Source organism: Pseudomonas mediterranea CFBP 5447 (genome assembly GCF_000774145.1).
Lineage (GTDB): Bacteria > Pseudomonadota > Gammaproteobacteria > Pseudomonadales > Pseudomonadaceae > Aquipseudomonas > Aquipseudomonas mediterranea.
Window position 1 is genome coordinate 18,324 of record NZ_KN322987.1, and the last position, 17,538, is coordinate 35,861.

Sequence of the window (17,538 nt, forward strand, 5' to 3'; positions counted from 1 at the left end):
GCCTGAACTCAACGCACTCATGGTTATTTATGGAAAAGTCGAAGTTTCGAAAAATCGCTATCGTGCTTGTCCTGGTCGTGGTCACCGGCCTGGTTTTCTACAGCGCTCAGTCGCCAGGGAAACCGCCGGAGTACCTGACCGCCACGGTCGAGCGTACTGACATCGAGAACGCGGTGTTGGCCACCGGGACGCTCCAGGGCGTCAAGCAGGTCGATGTCGGGGCCCAGGTGTCCGGGCAACTGAAGTCGCTCAAGGTCAAGTTGGGCGACAAAGTGAAGAAGGGCCAGTGGCTGGCGGAAATCGACCCGCTGCTGGCACAGAACGCCTTGCGCCAGGCCCAGGTCAATGAAGAAAACCTGAAGGCCAAGCGGCAAGCCACCGCGGCACAACTCAAGGATGCGAAAGCCACCTACGACCGCTACAAGGTGCTGCAACCGGACGACGCGATTTCCAAGCAGGAATACGAGACCGCCGAATCGAACTACAAGGTGGAGGCAGCCAACCTGCTGTCCCTCGACGCACAGATCAAGGACGCGCAGATCCAGGTGGAAACGGCCCGGGTCAACCTGGCCTACACCCACATCGTCGCGCCCATCGACGGCTACGTGGTGGGCATCGTGACCCAGGAAGGCCAGACCGTGATCGCCGAGCAACTGGCACCCGTGCTGTTGAAGCTGGCGGATCTGGACACCATGACCGTCAAGGCCCAGGTGTCCGAGGCCGACGTGATTCACATCGTGCCCGGGCAAGAGGTGTATTTCACCATTCTCGGTGAAGCGGAAAAACGCTACTACGCCACGCTGCGCGGCACGGAGCCGGCACCGCAGAACTTCCTCGAAACCCAGAACGCCGGGACGCCCAAGCAGAACACCGCGGTGTTCTACAACAGCCTGTTCGACGTGCCGAACCCCGATCACCGCCTGCGCATTTCGATGACGGCCCAGGTCCGCATTGTCCTGGACAAGGCCAAGGCAGTGCTGACGGTTCCGGTCGCGGCCCTGGGCCCGAGAAACCAGGATGGCACCTACGTGGTGCGGGTACTGGACGCCGAAGGCAAGGCCCAGCCGCGTAACGTCCAGACGGGGATCAACAACAACGTCAGGGCAGAAATCAAGGACGGCCTGGCCGAAGGCGACAAGGTCGTCATCGGTGAGCCTACCCCAGCCGTGGCGGGAGCCTGACCATGACGCGACCACTGTTGGAACTCGAAGGGATCACCCGCAGCTTCCAAGCGGGCGAAAAGGCGTTCATCGCGCTCAAGGACATCAACCTGACGATCAATGCCGGGGAAATCGTGGCGATCACCGGGGCGTCCGGCTCCGGCAAGTCCACCCTGATGAATGTGCTCGGCTGCCTCGATCATCCGAGTTCCGGCAGCTATAAAGTGAATGGGCGCGAAACCGGCTCGATGAACGACCGTGAGCTGGCGGAGCTGCGTCGCGATCACTTCGGCTTCATCTTCCAGCGCTATCACTTGCTGCCCCACCTGAGTGCCCTGCACAACGTCGAGATGCCGGCCATCTATGCCGGTGCCGCCGAGTCGCAACGGCACAACCGGGCCGGGGAGCTGCTGGGTCGCCTGGGGCTGACCGGGCACCTGGCCAATCGACCCAGCCAGCTTTCCGGCGGGCAGCAACAGCGGGTGAGTATCGCCCGGGCCTTGATGAACGGCGGCGAGATCATCCTCGCCGACGAACCCACCGGGGCACTGGACACCGCCAGCGGCAAGGAAGTGATGAAGATCCTGCTGGAGCTCAACGCGGCGGGGCACACGGTGATCATCGTGACCCACGATGACAAAGTGGCGGCCTACGCCCAACGCATCATCGAGATCCGCGACGGCGAGATCGTCAGCGACCGGGCCAATCCGCAGCGGTCCATGGAGGACCAGCCGCCCCAAGGCACGCCGCCGGCCAAGGTCAAGTCGTCGAACCGCTTGCTTGCCAGCTTCGGGCTGTTCAGCGAAGCGTTCAACATGGCGTGGGTGGCGCTGATCTCGCACCGGATGCGAACGCTGCTGACAATGCTGGGCATCATCATCGGCATCACCTCGGTGGTGTCGATCGTGGCCATCGGCGAAGGGGTCAAGCAATATGTCCTGAAAGACATCGAAGCAATCGGCAGCAATACCATCGAGATCATGCCCGGGGCCGACTGGGGCGACAGTCGCTCGACGGCAATCGAAACCCTGGTGCTCTCCGACGTCACGGCGCTGAGCGACCTGTACTACATCGACAGCGCCACCCCGAACCTGGGGCGCAACCTGCTGTTGCGTTACCAGAACATCGACGTCAATGCGACCGTCAACGGTGTGAGCGAGAGTTACTTCCAGGTCCGCGGGATCAAGATCGGCGCGGGCGTCGCCTTCAACAAGGACGACTCGAGGCGGCAGTCGCAAGTGGTGGTGATCGACCATAACACCAGCCAGCGACTGTTCGGCTCGCACACGGACCCGCTGGGCAAGGTGATCCTCGTCGACAACCTGCCTTGCACCGTCATCGGCGTGACCGAGGACCGCAAGAGCGTGTTCAACACCAGCAAGAACCTGAATATCTGGATGCCCTATGAAACGGCGGCGGGGCGCTTGCTGGGCCAGCGCTTCCTGGACAGCATCACAGTCCGAATCAAGGACGGGCAGCCGAGCAAGCTGGTGGAAGACAACGTGGTCAAGCTGCTGACGCAGCGCCACGGCACCAAGGACTTCTTCACCTACAACCTCGACAGCGTGATGCAAACGGTGCAGAAGACCAGCCAGTCGCTGGCGCTGCTGCTCTCGCTCATCGCAGTTATCTCACTGGTGGTGGGTGGCATCGGCGTGATGAACATCATGCTGGTCTCGGTCACCGAGCGAACCCGTGAAATCGGCATCCGCATGGCGGTGGGGGCACGGCAGTCCGACATACGCCAGCAGTTCCTGGTGGAAGCGGTGATGGTCTGCCTGCTCGGCGGGACGATCGGCATCGGCTTGTCGTTCAGCATCGGCTACGTCTTCTCGATCTTCGTCAAGGAATGGCAGATGGTGTTTTCGATGGGGTCGATCATTACCGCGGTGGTCTGCTCGACACTCATCGGCATCGTGTTCGGCTTCGTACCCGCACGCAACGCGGCGCGGCTTGACCCGATCAATGCCTTGGCGCGGGATTGAGGTATCGAATCCAACACAGATCAACTGTGGGAGCGAGCCAGCTCGCGATAGCGGTGGTGCCCCTAACTTCGATGCTGACTGACCCGGCGCCATCGCGAGCAGGCGAGCATGCTCGCTGCTCGCGATAGCGGTGGTGCATCCGACATTGATGCAGACTGACCCGACGCCATCGCGAGCAGGCTCGCTCCCACAGTGGTGGTTTTCAGACTGTTTCGCGTGCCGCCTGGGGGCGTGCTTCGACGACCTTTCCGAGTGACTGCTCGAACCGGTCGAGGACCATATCAACTTCACCCTCGGTGATGGTCAGGGGTGGCAGGAACCTGAGCACCGCGCCGTGGCGTCCTCCGGTCTCTATCATCAAGCCATTGTCGAAGCACTTGAGCTTGATGGCCTGTGCCAGGGCGCCGTCGGCCTGGCCGGCGCGTTGGATGGTGGTCGGTTGGATGATTTCCACGCCGATCATCAGGCCGCGACCACGGATGTCGCCGATGAAGGAAAACCGCTGCGCGATCTGCTGCAGGCCGCTTTCCAGCCGCTTGCCCATCCGGGCGGCATTGGCAACCAAGTGGTCTTTCCTGATCTGACGCATGGTTGCGGCACCCGCCACCATCGCAATCTGGTTGCCGCGGAATGTGCCTGCGTGCATGCCGCGGCCCCAGGTATCCAGATGCCTGGCATACACGATGACCGACAAGGGGTAGCCGCCGCCGATGGCTTTTGACAGCACCAGGATGTCGGGCACGATACCCGCATGCTCGATGGCGAAGGTATTGCCGGTACGACCCAGGCCGGTCTGGACTTCGTCGACGATCAGCAGGATGTCCTGTTCGAGGGTGATCTCCCGCAAGGTTCTCAGCCAGTTGGCCGAGGCCGGGATACAGCCGCCTTCGCCTTGCACCACCTCGACAATCACCGCCGCCGGTTTCGCAACGCCGCCTTCGGGGTCCGACAGTACGGTGCGGATGTAGTCGATGGACAACTGATCGGTGTGTTCGCCATCGGTGCCGAACGGGCAGCGGAAGCGATAGGGGAACGGCAGGAAGTGTGTGCCCTGGGCAATGAGACCTTCGGCGCTCTTGGGCGACAGGTTGCCCATGGCGGACAAGGCCCCGGCCGTCATTCCGTGATAGCCGCCGTGAAAAGCCATCAGCGGCGAGCGCCGGGTGTAGTGGCGCGCCAGCTTGATGGCGGCCTCGACGGCATCCGAGCCGCTGGGCCCGCAGAACAGGATCTTGCTGGTCTCGCGCATGTTCGCCGGCAGCATCGAGAACAGCTCCTGCACGAAGGTATGCTTGGCCGGTGTCGCCAGGTCGAGTGCCTGCTGCAGATGATCGCCGGCGAGGAACGCCATCACGGCGTCGCGGACTTCCGGTGGATTGTGCCCCAAGGCCAGGGTCCCGGCGTTCGACAGGCAATCGAGAAATTCCTGGCCGCTGGCGTCCTTGATCCGCATCCCCTTGCCGCTGACAAATAGCCGTTGGAAAGTCTGCGCATAGGTTCGCGCATTCGACTCGATATTTTCGAGGTAACTGAGTGCTTCCATGTTCGATCATCCGTTGGCTATGGAAAGGGAGGGACGCAGGACCCTGTGGGAGCGAGCCTGCTCGCGATAGCGGTAGGGCAGCCGCATCGATGGTGCATGTACCACCGCTATCGCGAGCAGGCTCGCTCCCACAGGGGGAAGTATTCACAAGTCCGGGCCATTTCAGCAGGCCTCTGCATTTATCGCGAGCTTTCCGGCCGGCACCTGTCCCCGTTTCCCACGCCAGACACAAAACCGGCCCCAGGGTTAAATAACCCAATCAAATCTGCCGCGTCCCTGAACGGTCCGTTCACTTTTGCCAGGCCTCCAAACCACCTATGCAAGCCTTCAAGCCCCGGGAAAACCTACTGCTGGCGACTCTGTGTGCGGCGATGTTGAGCGGCTGCGTATTGGGACCGGATTATCGGGTGCCGGCCGTTCCGGTCGCGACCAAGTGGCAGGCTCCCTTGCCCCATGGTGCGTCCGTGGCCGCCTTGGCCGACTGGTGGCAGCAGTTCGACGACCCGGCATTGGCCGAGCTGCTGCGCCTGGCCGAAGCCGACAGTCCGTCGATGGACCAGGCGTGGGCCAATATCGCCCTGGCACGGGCGACTGCGGACAGCGATGCAGCCGATGCCTTGCCCAAGGTCGATGGCCAGTTATCCAAGGGGCGGGGCGGTCAACAGACCGGGACCCAGCGCCTCGGTGGTTCAGGTGCTTCCGCCGCGCTGGACGCGGCGTGGGAGGTCGACCTGTTCGGCAAACTGCGGCGCAATAACGAAGCGGCCCGTTCACGGGTCGAGGCGCGAGTCGATGACTGGCATGACGCGAGGGTTTCCCTGGCGGCACAGGTGGGCGACTACTACGTGCAATACCGTGGCTGCCAGAAACTGGTGCTGGCCTACAGGGACCAGGCCCAATCGCAACAGGACACTGCGCGTATCACCCGTCAATCGTTCGGTGCCGGCTTCACATCGTCTGCCGACGCCGCCCTGGCCGATGCCAGCGCCGCCAGCAGCGCGGCAGCCCTGGTCCAGCAGCAAAGCGAATGCGAAGTCCTGCTCAAGAGCCTGGTGGCGTTGACCGGGGGCGATGAAGAGCGACTGATCGGCGTGCTCGGCAAGACCCCGGCGCAACTGCCGGAGCCTGCCGGACTCAACGTGCAGCAAATTCCTGCCGACATGCTGCGCCAGCGTCCGGATGTGGCCTCCAGCGAACGGGAACTGGCGGCGGCGAATGCCGAGATCGGCGTGGCCCAGGCCGACCGGCTGCCGAGCCTCAGCCTGTCCGGCACCTTTTCCGTCGGCAATACGGTGGGGCAGCACACCCGCTCCTGGTCGCTGGGCCCGGTGTTGTCGGTCCCCCTGTTCGATGGCGGCAAACGTCGCGCGGCGGTGGACGGTGCCAAGGCTACCTACGACGCGGCCCTCGCGGTCTATCGCCAGACGCTGCGTACCAGCGTCATGGAAGTCGAACAGGCCCTGGTGCGTCTCGATGCGGCGCGGCGGCGGGAGTCCGATGTCGAGCGTTCCACCGCCGGTTTTCGTGAGTCGTTCGAGGCCATCGACCGCAATTGGCAGGCGGGCAGCGTCAGTCTGCTGGACCGTGAAACCGCCCGCCGCCAGGCGCTGACGGCGGAAATCGAATTGATCACCTTGCAACAGGATCAGGTCCGCTACTGGATCGCGCTGTACAAGGCATTGGGCGGCGGATGGAAAGCCAGCCAGCCGCTGGCTCGGCACCCGACATCGAACGGAGAAGGCGTGTGAACCCGACGTTGCGAAAGATCCTGCTGACGATCACCGTGCTCGCGGTCGTGGCAATCCTACTGACGTTTCGCCGTGGCGCCGAGCCGGTCGCGGCCGCCCCCAGCATCAGCAGCCTGAGCGTGGAGGTCGTCCAGGCCAGGTCCCAGCTCTGGCCGCAACTGCTGTTCGCCAACGGAGCACTGGCACCCTGGCAGGAAGCAGTCATCAATGCCGAAACCAGCGGCCTGCGTATCGCCAGTCTCGAAGCCGACGTGGGCAGCCGGGTAAAGAAGGGGCAATTGCTGGCGACGCTGGCCTCCGACACGGTGCTCGCCGAGGAAAGCAAGCAGAAGGCTTTGGTCGCCCAGGCGGAGGCCAACCTGGAACAGGCCCGCTCCAACGACCGCCGTGCCCGGGTCGTCGGCCAGGGCGGCGCCCTGTCGGAGCAGCAGCGCGAAGACTATCGCATCAAGGTGGCACTGGCCGAGGCTGACCTGGCCGGGGCCCGGGCGGAATTGCAAAGCACCCGGATCAGGCTGCGGCAAACGCGTATCGTGGCGGTGGACGACGGCATTATTTCCGCACGCACGGCACTGCTCGGCAAAGTGTTGTCCGCCGGTGACGAACTGTTTCGCCTGGTGCGCGACGGTCGCATCGAATGGCAGGCCGAGCTCGACGCCCGCCAACTGGCCCAGGTCCAGGCCGGTCAGGTTGCCCGACTGACGTTGCCGGGCGGGCAAAGCCTGGAAGGGCAGGTACGGTTGGTGTCGCCCACCTTGAGTACCAAGACCAGTCGGGCCCTGGTGTATATCTCGCTACCCACCGGCAGCCCCGCCCAGGCCGGCATGTACGCCAGCGGCCAGATCGAACTGGCGCCCCGCGAAGCCCTCACGGTGCCGGACACCGCCGTGATCCTGCGCGACGGCCGCTCTTATGTGTTCACTCTCAACGATGACATGCACGTGGTGCAGCGACCCGTGGTGGTGGGCCGGCGCATGCACGAGGCGGTAGAGATCCTGAGCGGTCTGGATGATCAGGCGGCCCGTATCGTGCGCGCCGGTGGCGCCTTCCTCAATGACGGCGCGAGTGTGACCCTCGTGCAATCCCAGGTCGCCCAGCCATGAATATTTCAGCCTTGTCGATCCGCTATCCGGTTCCGGCGGTGATGCTGTTCATCCTGCTCACGCTCTTCGGTCTATTGGGTTTTGGCAAGCTTGCCATCCAGGACTTCCCGGACATGGACCTGCCGGTGGTGGTGATCAGCGCCTCACTGGAAGGTGCGGCTCCCGAACAGCTGGAAACCGAGGTGGCACGCAAGATCGAGGACAAGCTCACGTCCTTGCGCCTGCTCAAGCATGTGACGACCGTGATCACCGACGGCGCCGTCAGCATCAGCGTCAGTTTCGACATCGACAAGGACGGCAACGAGGCACTCAACGAAGTGCGCAACGCGGTCGACAGCGCCATGCCGCAGTTGCCGGCCAGCCTGGATACGCCTTCGGTGTCCCGGTTGACCACCAGCGCATCGCCGCTGCTGACCTATGTCATCGCTTCCGACGTCCTGGACGAGGAAGCGCTGTCGTGGTTTGTCGATAACGAGCTGAGCAAACAGTTGCTGTCGGTGCCGGGCGTGGCCCTGATTTCCCGCATCGGCGGGGTTGATCGGGAGGTCCAGGTCAATCTCGATCCGGCCTTGATGGCCGGATTGGGCATCCGCGTCGCGGATGTCGCGGCGCAACTGCGGGCGATGCAGAAAGACAATTCCGGTGGCCAAGGCAATCTGGGAAGCGGCCAGCAGGCCGTGCGCACCCTGGGGGCCATCGATGATCCCGCGGCCCTCGGTGCCATCGATATTCCCAGCGGCGACGGCCGCCTGCTGGCGTTGAACCAACTGGCGGAGATTCGCGACACCCATGCCGAGCGCAGCAGCCGGGCTTTTCGCGACGGCAAGCCGGTAATCGGTTTCCAGATCACCCGCTCGCTGGGATTTTCCGATATCGGTGTAGCCAACGACGTGCGCAAGCGCATGACCGAGTTTGTCCAGCAACATCCAAACGTGCACATCGACGAGGCCAGCGATACGGTCAAGGCTGTGCTCGCCAACTATCACGACTCGATGAATCTGCTGTACGAAGGCATGCTGCTGGCGGTGCTGGTGGTCTGGTGGTTCCTGCGGGACTGGCGCGCCACGCTGATCGTCGCCACGGCGTTGCCGTTGTCGATCATCCCCACCTTTGGCGTGATGTACCTGGCCGGGTTCACGCTCAACGCCGTCTCCCTGCTGGCCCTGGCGTTGGTCATCGGCGTGTTGGTGGACGATGCCATCGTCGAAATCGAGAACATTGCCCGGCACTTGCGCATGGGCAAGACCCCGCTTCAGGCGGCCACCGAAGCCGCCGATGAAATCGGCCTGGCGGTGCTCGCCACGACGGCCACCCTGGTCGCGGTTTTCCTGCCCACGGCGTTCATGGGCGGTGTGGCCGGCAAACTGTTTCGCCAATTCGGCGTGACCGCCTCGGTGGCGCTGTTGTTTTCGCTGCTGGTGGCCCGGGTTTTGACCCCGATGATGGCGGCGTACTTCCTCAAGGCGAAGACCGAGACTGCTCATGACGGCCCGTTGATGACCCGCTACCTGGGCTGGATCCATGCCAGTTTGTCTCGCCGCAAGACCACGATGGTCCTGGCCAGCCTGTTTTTCATCGGCGCCCTCGCACTGGTGCCGTTGTTGCCCACCAGTTTCCTGCCGGCCCAGGACGTCGGTCTCAGCCGGATAACCCTGGAACTGCCTCCTGGCACGACGCTGGAGCAGACCACCGCGATGGCGTTGCAGGCCAGCGAAAGGCTGAGCGAGATGCCCCAGGTCAAGCATGTGTTCATTTCGGTAGGGACAGCCAGCAACTCGAGCGCCGGGGCGGCTGACATAACCGGCGCCGGCGATGCCATCCTGACGGTGGATCTGGTGGACCGCAATCAGCGCGATCTCAAACAGGTGCAAGTCGAGGCACAGATGCGCGAAGTGCTGCGTACATTGCCCGGCGTACGGGTCAATGTCGGGGGCGACGGGAGCGGCGAGAAGCTCAATATCGTCCTGGCCAGCGATGACGGCGACCTGTTGGAACGCACGGCAAGTGCTCTGGAACCGCAGTTGCGTGAGTTGCACGGGATCGGCAACGTCACCTCCAGCAGTGCCCTGCAACGCCCGGAAATCCAGATGCGTCCGGACTTCGCCCGCGCGGCGGAGCTGGGCATCACCAGCCAGGAAATCGCCGATACCTTGCGCATGGCGACCTACGGCGAATACTCCTCGCAGCTGGGGAAAATCAACTTGTCGCAGCGCCAGGTAGATGTGCGGGTGCGCATGGATTCGCTGCTGCGCGATGACCTGCAGAGCATCAACCAGCTACGAGTGACCGGCCGTGACGGGCAGGTCTCCCTGGCTTCGTTGGGGGAGATCAGCATGGGTAGCGGGCCGGCGCAGATCAGTCGGCTCGATCGCTTGCGCAATATCACCCTGTCCATCGAACTCAACGGGCGTAACCTGGGTGAAGTCATGGCCGAGGCCAGCCAGTTACCGGCGATGCGCAATCTCCCTCCCGAGGTAAAAAGGGTGGAGCAGGGCGAGTTGCAACTGATGACTGAATTGTTCGGCAGCTTCAGCCTGGCCATGGCCATCGGGGTGTTCTGTATCTACTCGGTCCTGGTGCTGCTGTTTCACGATTTCCTGCAGCCGGCCACGATTCTTTCGGCGCTGCCGCTCTCCCTGGGCGGAGCCCTGGTGGCCCTGTTGGTGTGCAACTTCAGCTTTTCCCTGCCATCGGTTATCGGTTTGCTGATGTTGATGGGCATCGTGACCAAGAACTCCATTCTGTTGGTGGAGTACGCGATCATGGCTCGCCGGGACTATGGCCTGAATCGATATGAGGCGTTGGTGGATGCTTGCCACAAGCGTGCCCGCCCCATTCTGATGACCACCATCGCAATGGGCGCAGGCATGTTGCCCACCGCGCTGGGAATGGGTGAAGACCCCAGCTTCAGGCAGCCGATGGCTGTTGTGGTCATGGGCGGCTTGCTGACTTCGACGCTGTTGAGCCTGTTGGTGGTGCCGGTGATTTTTACTTATGTCGACGATGTCTTGGAGTGGCTGAAGCTGCGTACGCGCAGATCGACCGGGGAAAGCATGAAGGGGGAAAATTCGCGGGCATGAATCATCCCCCAACACCCGCTCGATTAAAGTGATCGAGCAAAGGTTGGGGGGAACGTTTTATACGGCTTGGCGAATTGCGGGGATACCGTTCCACTCGACGCCCGATGGCGTGGCATCCATCGAGTGCATCCAGCGGATGAGCGAGCGGCGTCCACCAATGCCCATTTTTATCGCGGCACGTTTCAGATAACTTTCGACTGTGTTGACTTTCAGGTTGAGTTGCTCGGCGAGTTCCGGGGCGGTGCGTCCGGCCAGTAAACCGACACACACTTCGGTTTCACGAGAGGACAAGCTCAACCCGGACAACGCCAGCCGGTCGGCGAATCTTTGGCGTAATGCTTCCATTCCGCCGTTTTCCGGGCCTTCCAATGGCAGGCATGCGTCCTGTCGGTTGACCTCAGCCGGCACCAGGGCAGCCACATGCTCTTCGACCATGGGCAAGAGAAGGCAGGAAAAATCCTTCAGCAGGGCATGTTCCTGTGCCGTGAATCCGCTGGAAAAAGGAGAGCGGTAGACGGACAGAACATAGCGGATGCCGTTTTTACGGGTGGCCAGGTGCAGTTGAGTGGTGGTGTTGTGGCAGGGAAGGCTGTCCGTTTGTTCACGATTGAGCAGGCAGCGGGAAAAATTGGGGACTTTTTGTGGGGGCGAATCCTCGAAAAAAATATCATCGGCGAGGAAGAAAGGTTTTGCGGTATGCGCATCCATGACCGCGTCGATGCAGGCGCTGTCCATACCAACGCCACCTATGCTGGACGTGCTGGGTTCAGAAATATGACTAGGTCCTATTCTTTGCTCGGTAATGTGCGTCGCGTCGACAGGTATTTCGGTAAGTATCAGATCGTGCAACAAGCGAGGAAAGTTGCGGCTTCCAGTACTGGCAATCACTTTGCCAACATGCGGGAATAGTCGTTGTAGGTTCATCCTTTCTCCAATTTCATGCCAGAGTCTTGGTGTTATAGATGCAACTCAGTGTGCATTTGTTTTTTTGCTGGAATGTTTCGGCCAATGTGCGTTTGGTCGATATCAAAGGGTTGATGGGATGTGTCTGACGAACGGTTGGCTATAAGGAATTGTTCGTAGGCGGTGATTGTCTGGATGGCGTTCTTTCTGAGTACTCCTTTATAGGCGTCGAGGGTGCATGGAAGGGTGCCGTAGATGATGGTCTCGCCCTTTGAGCCGAACGCGGTATTGTGTCGCTCAACTGTCCAGCCGGAACGTTTCAGGATTTTTTCCATCAGGGTGTCAACGACAATTTCATAGGTATCTATATTTTGCAGTTGGGCAAACTTTATCATTGACAGGAAAAGTGCCACCGTGCGAACGTCTATGTTGGCCTGGGTGACTTCTCCTGCTAAAGTTTTATCTTCCAGAAGTGCGAATCGGGTGGCTTCCCAGCAGCAATTAGAATGGGGTCTGATATTGCCGGTGGGGAGAATGAAACTAAGGGCGCCACTCATGAGAGTCGGTTTGTTGGAGGGGCGTAGTCGCACAGCGCCAGTGACCCGTTCATCGGTATAAGTATAGATATAGACTGCATCGGGATCGTCATATTCATCCCACTCGTAATCGGTGCCTTGATAACTTTCAATATCCCACTTCTTTCTATCGATGAAGGCGGCTTTACGAATGGCAAATATCTGTTGCAGCGTTTGCGGTGGAATTTGCGAGTAGAATGCGATGCGGGTAGAGACGCCGGAAAAATGATGAATACAGGACGAGTAGTTCATGAGTGACGTTTCTTGGTTGTGGTTGAGGCTACTGTTAACTTTGCACTAAATCATTTCAACTGTCCTAAAGTACAGTGCTGAATTTTGTAGAGTGTATAGTCTAATTAGTTACTGGATAAATGCCGTGAATAGTGTTTGTGGAGAGGAGAGAGAGGGGCGGCTTAGTACCAGCTATTGTCCAAAAAAGTACCAACTTGAAGTAAGCACAAGATGTCGCTGAGAGATAGCCTGATGGCGGACCCAGGCATTCGGAAAATGTATGTTTTTTTGACGGCCGGCCGAGACGCCTATAAATCACTGATAGTAATGGGGTCGAAAAATTGACGACTGGCTTGAGGTAAGTAACCAGACTGTAATAGAGGTATGGGAGCGTTGTTAAATAGCAGGATTACGACCCTGCGGAAAGTTTAAACGGCTGTATGAGTGACGGGTGAAAGGCACTATGGAGTGCCGGATGGTTTTAGTGTAACTGCTCTAAGTATGAAAAAATTGGTCTGATGTCATACAACTAAAAAGTTGATATTGTATGGAGAGACCTGTCCGAACCTGAAAAGATGAGCCAGTTGTGGCTCCTGGCATGGATGACCTTATGTCTTATATCGCGTTCTCACTAATGACTGTCCTGCTGGTTCCAGGGCCGACAAACTCACTGCTGCTGCAAACCGGAATAAAGAGAGGGCTGAATGCTCGATCCATGAGGTTCGTTGTGGCGGAGTGGCTGGCTTATGTCATCCAGATGACGATGTGGGGGGTATTCATCGATCTTCTGATGACTGAACATTCCTGGGTGGTTGTGGCGACGAAGTTCTTCGCTGTGTGTTTCTTGTTTTATATTTCCTTGAAGCTGTGGTTCTCGGCGAAGGATCATTTGCCCGGTACCTCGGTAGGCATCACCGTGCCTGACCTGTTTGTGGCGACGCTGACCAACCCGAAAGGACTGTTCTTCGTTTCCTTTGTTGCGCCGGCTGGAACGTTCTTGTCGTTGAACAACTACTTGCCATTCATGATGCTGTTCACGGCTATCATATTTCCGGTCGGGCTGGTCTGGATCGCGATTGGGGCATTCTGTGGGCGTAAACTCCACACCATTGTTTCCGGACGGTTTTTGAGTCGAGCCATATCATTGGTGATTGGCTTGTTTGCAAGCGGCATGCTGTTCAACATTGCATCGCAAGTAGTGTTCGCCTGAGGAGCGGGGTTGCGTACAGGCGTGGTAGGGCGTCGGATCTCGATAGGATCGTCGCCAGTAGCGTGGAATAGTGGAGAGGTATAAAGGAAAGGGATCAAACGAAGTTCAGTTGCACCGCTTTGATCATGGCTTGCTTGACATTGGTGCAGTCCATTTTTTCAGTCATTTGCTTGGCGTGAAACTTCACCGTCCGTTCGGTGATATTCATGATCAAGCCGATCTCTTTGTAGTTTTTCCCCAGTGCGAGCCAGCGCAGGAATTCAATTTCCCGAGGGGACAGTTTCAAGTTGTTTTCAGTGGTTATTTCCACGGGCCGATATTGATTGGCGATGACGCTGAGGGTTTTGATGATGAACAGGTTCGAGCGGACGATGAGGGGGAAGTCGGGGTCATTTTCTTCTGACGACAGGTGCAGGGAGCCGAATGCTCGACCAGGTTCATGGATGGGAACGGTGTAACCCTGTTTGATGCCGTAGTTGGCTGACTGATCGAATATCTCCGGGTTGTTATCCAGTTCAGCCGGTATTTCATTCCAGAAAAAAGGCGTCGCCGTAATGGCCGTGTTGGCCATGACCGGATCTGATTTGTAGAGTGAGTTCTTGCGGTAGGTGTCTACCCATTCGGCCGGGTAGTTGCTGTAGATGGAAATCTTGGAGCTGTTGGACGGAGTGGGCTCCAGATGAACGTAAGCGAACTTATTGATCCCCAGCTTGGAGAATATCCACCCCAGTATCTCGGTGTATTCCTCTTCGCTCACGCCTGAGATGTTGTTCTCCACCTCTTGGATCAAATTGAACAGATGGCTTGAAATGGGCTTGAGCATAATGAGCGAGCTCGAAAATTTGAATGTAAGACTTTGACGTAGCCAGGCTCTATACCTTTAGAGTCGCCAAATGAACGTGAAGGTTTTCAGAGCCAGCTCAACAACGACACGAACGGCTGTGGCTGGTGTTCGACGCGATGCAGGTGCTCGGGGCGAGAGGCATCTCCCTGCTCATAAGGGGGATTGCCAAGGGGTGATCATGCTGTTCCGCCACCCCACGATGTTGCTGTTTTGAAAGGTGATTTGATGTCATTGTGCCTCCTGGCAAGTGCGGTCTCACAGCATGGGCGGCGAGACCGCTAGTTAAACTACACGTACTGAAACGATTAACTGGAAGGCAGTATAGACAAGTTTTCCAATACAGCCAGTGACATTAAAAAAGCTTTAATATTCAGGCTGCAACGCTTTTTTCAGGAACCCTGACGTCCGACTCTGCGCACAGTCAGCCACCTGGCCTGGCGTCCCGCAAACCACCATTTTTCCTCCCTGGGAACCCGCTCCCGGACCGATGTCGATGACCCAGTCGCTTTGCGCCACCACTCGCATGTCGTGCTCCACCACAACCACCGTATGGCCGTCATCCACCAAGCGATTCAACTGCACGAGCAGGCGATCCACATCCTGGGGATGCAGCCCGTTGGTCGGTTCATCCAGTACATACAATGTCGCCCCTCGGGCTTTGCGCTGCAGTTCCGTTGCCAGCTTGATGCGCTGAGCTTCGCCGCCGGACAGTTCCGTGGCCGGTTGGCCCAGGCGCAGATAGCCGAGTCCGATATCCTGCAGGACCTGCAGTGCGCGTCTTGGCGCGGCTTGCCCGGCAAATGCCTCCAATGCCTGGTTGACGGTCAATTGCAACACCTGAGCGATGTTCAATCCCTGCCAGTTCACGGTCAGCGTCTGCGGGTTGTAGCGTGCGCCATGGCAGGTCGGGCAGGGGGCGTACACGCTGGGCATGAACAACAACTCGACACTGACGAAGCCTTCACCTTCACAGGTTTCGCAGCGGCCCTTGGCGACGTTGAAAGAGAACCTCCCGGCATCGAATCCCAATTCGCGGGCCTGCTCCGTCGCAGCAAACAACTTGCGTACGTGGTCGAACAATCCGGTGTAGGTGGCGAGGTTGGAGCGCGGTGTGCGCCCGATGGGTTTCTGGTCCACCCGGACCAGGCGCTTGATGGCGTCGAGCCCGGCGGTGACACGTCCACCGCTGGTTTGTTCGGGTTCGTCTTCCAGGCTGGCCTCATCCGCTTCGCCGTCCTGGCTGGCCAGGCCCAGGTGGGTGCCCACCAGGTCCAGCAGGGCCTGGCTGACCAGGCTGGATTTACCGGAGCCGGAGATACCGGTCACGGCTGTGAAGCAACCCAGGGGAAAGGCCGCGCTCAGGTTGTCGAGATTGTTGCGGGTGATCCCCTCCAGGCGCAGCCAGTCGGCTGGCGTTCGAGGGCTGCGCGGGGCGAGGGTCTGTTCGGCAAAGAGATAGGCGCGGGTTCGCGATGCCGATACCTGGGCGAGACCGCCAGGTGGGCCGCTGTAGAGAATCCTGCCACCTTGTTCACCGGCATCCGGGCCCACGTCGATCAGCCAGTCGGCGCGGCGCATGGTGTCCAGGTCGTGTTCGACCACGAACACCGAGTTGCCTGCGGCCTTGAGGCGTTGCAGGGCGTCGAACAGGGCTTCGCTGTCGGCAGGGTGCAGGCCGGCGGAAGGCTCGTCCAGCACATAGATCACCCCGAACAGCTGGGAGTTGAGCTGGGTCGCCAGGCGCAGGCGTTGCAACTCGCCGGAGGACAGCGTCGGGGTGCTGCGTTCCAGGGCCAGGTAGCCCAGGCCGAGGTCGATCAGGGTGACGATCCGTTCCAGCAATTCGGCGGCGATGCGCTGGGCGGCCAGGCGTTTTTCCAGGGACAGGTTGGGCGTATGACGTGCGTCCGGCCCGCCTGCGTGGGGGTTGTCGCCCCTGGCGGCACGTTGCTCGCGAGCCTCTCGGGTTTGCCGGTGGGTGAGGACGTCGCTCGACTCTTCGGGTTGCTCAAGATAATCCGCAGCCGTGACGCCCTTGAGCACATCGGCCAGTTCCAGCAGGGAAAGGTGCGACAGCTCGGCGATGTCCAGGCCGGCAAAGGTCACGGTCAGCGCCTCGCGCTTGAGGCGTTTGCCCGCGCATTCGGGGCAGGCACTGGCGCGCATGTATTGCGCCACGCGTTTGCGCATCTGCGCGCTTTGCGAGTGCATGAAGGTGTGCAGCAGGTAGCGCCGGGCGCCACTGAACGTGCCCTGGTAACTGGGTTCGAGTTTGCGTTTGAGGGCGGCGCGGGTCTGGGCCGGCGTGAGCCCGGCGTACACCGGGACGGTGGGTGTTTCTTCGGTGAAGAGGATCCAGTCGCGCTGCTTTTTCGGCAGGTCGCGCCACGGGATATCGACGTCATAGCCCAGGGTCACCAGGATGTCCCGCAGGTTCTGGCCCTGCCAGGCCATCGGCCAGGCCGCGACGGCGCGCTCGCGGATGGTCAGCGAAGGGTCCGGCACCATGGACTCCTCGGTCACTTCGTAGACCCGGCCCAGGCCATGGCATTGCGGGCATGCCCCCTGTGGCGTATTGGGTGAGAAGTCCTCGGCATAGAGCATTGGCTGATCGGCCGGATAGCTGCCCGCCCGGGAGTACAACATGCGAATCAGGCTCGACAGGGTAGTGACGCTGCCCACTGAAGAGCGCGCACTGGGGCTGCCGCGTTGCTGCTGCAAGGCCACTGCCGGCGGCAGCCCCTCGATGCTGCCCACGTCCGGCACGCCCACCTGGTCGATCAGGCGCCGCGCATACGGCGCGACCGATTCGAAGTAGCGACGCTGGGCCTCCGCGTAGAGCGTCGAGAAGGCCAGTGACGACTTGCCCGACCCCGACACGCCGGTAAACACCACCAGGGCATCGCGTGGGATATCGACATCAATGTTCTTGAGGTTGTGTTCGCGGGCGCCACGCACCCGGACGAAACCGCTGTATTGGAGTGGTGGGGCAGAGCTGTCCAGGCTTGCGCGTGGGGGCATCGGGTGTTCCTTGTGGTTCAGTGCGACCTTAACCCGTCAAGGCTGCGCGGCAAAACTGCATCGCTCGGCGAGGGCAAAATGCAACCTGAGTCACAGCGATGAAATCATGCGACAGGCTTTAGCGGTTTTCGTGCG

General features: G+C 60.3%; 11 protein-coding genes. 6 read left to right on the forward strand and 5 right to left on the reverse strand.

The genetic code is table 11. From position 1 onward, the window contains the following. The first annotated feature begins 29 nt into the window (after window positions 1-29). Window positions 30-1,181 carry a macrolide transporter subunit MacA gene (gene macA / locus N005_RS20295; protein WP_047702820.1) on the forward strand — a complete coding sequence of 384 codons (1,152 nt, stop codon included), beginning with the start codon at window positions 30-32 and terminating at the stop codon, window positions 1,179-1,181. 2 nt (window positions 1,182-1,183) lie between these two features. After that, window positions 1,184-3,145, forward strand: a complete 1,962-nt coding sequence (locus N005_RS20300) for a MacB family efflux pump subunit (RefSeq protein ID WP_047702821.1) — start codon at window positions 1,184-1,186, stop codon at window positions 3,143-3,145. A gap of 202 nt (window positions 3,146-3,347) precedes the next feature. Here the strand turns inward: N005_RS20300 and N005_RS20305 are convergent, their stop codons facing one another. Then, window positions 3,348-4,688 (reverse strand): diaminobutyrate--2-oxoglutarate transaminase family protein, encoded by a 1,341-nt coding sequence (locus N005_RS20305; protein ID WP_047702822.1) that lies wholly within the window; start codon window positions 4,686-4,688, stop codon window positions 3,348-3,350. A gap of 317 nt (window positions 4,689-5,005) precedes the next feature. On the opposite strand from N005_RS20305, the gene N005_RS20310 reads away from it, so the two are divergent. From N005_RS20310 to N005_RS20320, 3 genes are read left to right on the forward strand one after another with little or no spacing between them, the layout of a single operon-like run. Then, entirely contained in the window at window positions 5,006-6,436 is a 1,431-nt protein-coding gene (locus tag N005_RS20310; RefSeq protein WP_047702823.1) for an efflux transporter outer membrane subunit, read from the forward strand. Between the two features lie 8 nt (window positions 6,437-6,444). Next, a complete protein-coding gene (locus N005_RS20315) occupies window positions 6,445-7,539 on the forward strand; it encodes an efflux RND transporter periplasmic adaptor subunit (RefSeq protein ID WP_047704062.1) in 1,095 nt (364 codons plus the stop codon). After that, window positions 7,536-10,619 (forward strand): efflux RND transporter permease subunit, encoded by a 3,084-nt coding sequence (locus N005_RS20320; protein ID WP_052126418.1) that lies wholly within the window; start codon window positions 7,536-7,538, stop codon window positions 10,617-10,619. The genes N005_RS20315 and N005_RS20320 overlap by 4 nt, the downstream gene beginning before the upstream one ends. Window positions 10,620-10,676: 57 nt before the next feature. On the opposite strand, the gene N005_RS20325 is transcribed toward N005_RS20320, so the two are convergent. Further along, window positions 10,677-11,543 carry a helix-turn-helix domain-containing protein gene (locus tag N005_RS20325; RefSeq protein ID WP_047702824.1) on the reverse strand — a complete coding sequence of 289 codons (867 nt, stop codon included), beginning with the start codon at window positions 11,541-11,543 and terminating at the stop codon, window positions 10,677-10,679. 32 nt (window positions 11,544-11,575) lie between these two features. After that, the gene (locus N005_RS20330; RefSeq protein ID WP_047702825.1) at window positions 11,576-12,349 is read right to left on the reverse strand and encodes an acyl-homoserine-lactone synthase; all 774 of its coding nucleotides are present in this window, start codon (window positions 12,347-12,349) and stop codon (window positions 11,576-11,578) included. A 589-nt stretch (window positions 12,350-12,938) separates the two neighbouring features. On the opposite strand from N005_RS20330, the gene N005_RS20335 reads away from it, so the two are divergent. Then, the gene (locus N005_RS20335; RefSeq protein WP_047702826.1) at window positions 12,939-13,538 is read left to right on the forward strand and encodes a LysE family translocator; all 600 of its coding nucleotides are present in this window, start codon (window positions 12,939-12,941) and stop codon (window positions 13,536-13,538) included. A gap of 94 nt (window positions 13,539-13,632) precedes the next feature. Here the strand turns inward: N005_RS20335 and N005_RS20340 are convergent, their stop codons facing one another. Further along, complete coding sequence (locus N005_RS20340) at window positions 13,633-14,361, reverse strand: LuxR family transcriptional regulator (protein ID WP_047702827.1); 729 nt, start codon at window positions 14,359-14,361, stop codon at window positions 13,633-13,635. A 384-nt stretch (window positions 14,362-14,745) separates the two neighbouring features. Then, window positions 14,746-17,403, reverse strand: a complete 2,658-nt coding sequence (locus N005_RS20345; protein ID WP_047702828.1) for an excinuclease ABC subunit UvrA — start codon at window positions 17,401-17,403, stop codon at window positions 14,746-14,748. Between the last annotated feature and the right edge of the window lie 135 nt (window positions 17,404-17,538).

Bases quoted from the DNA above. Each gene is read 5' to 3' on its own strand.
- N005_RS20340 (WP_047702827.1), bottom strand. From the start codon at position 14,361: ATGCTCAAGCCCATTTCAAGCCATCTGTTCAATTTGATCCAAGAGGTG.
- N005_RS20325 (WP_047702824.1), bottom strand. From the start codon at position 11,543: ATGAACCTACAACGACTATTCCCGCATGTTGGCAAAGTGATTGCCAGT.
- N005_RS20310 (WP_047702823.1), top strand. From the start codon at position 5,006: ATGCAAGCCTTCAAGCCCCGGGAAAACCTACTGCTGGCGACTCTGTGT.
- macA (WP_047702820.1), top strand. From the start codon at position 30: ATGGAAAAGTCGAAGTTTCGAAAAATCGCTATCGTGCTTGTCCTGGTC.
- N005_RS20335 (WP_047702826.1), top strand. From the start codon at position 12,939: ATGTCTTATATCGCGTTCTCACTAATGACTGTCCTGCTGGTTCCAGGG.
- N005_RS20320 (WP_052126418.1), top strand. From the start codon at position 7,536: ATGAATATTTCAGCCTTGTCGATCCGCTATCCGGTTCCGGCGGTGATG.
- N005_RS20330 (WP_047702825.1), bottom strand. From the start codon at position 12,349: ATGAACTACTCGTCCTGTATTCATCATTTTTCCGGCGTCTCTACCCGC.
- N005_RS20300 (WP_047702821.1), top strand. From the start codon at position 1,184: ATGACGCGACCACTGTTGGAACTCGAAGGGATCACCCGCAGCTTCCAA.
- N005_RS20345 (WP_047702828.1), bottom strand. From the start codon at position 17,403: ATGCCCCCACGCGCAAGCCTGGACAGCTCTGCCCCACCACTCCAATAC.
- N005_RS20305 (WP_047702822.1), bottom strand. From the start codon at position 4,688: ATGGAAGCACTCAGTTACCTCGAAAATATCGAGTCGAATGCGCGAACC.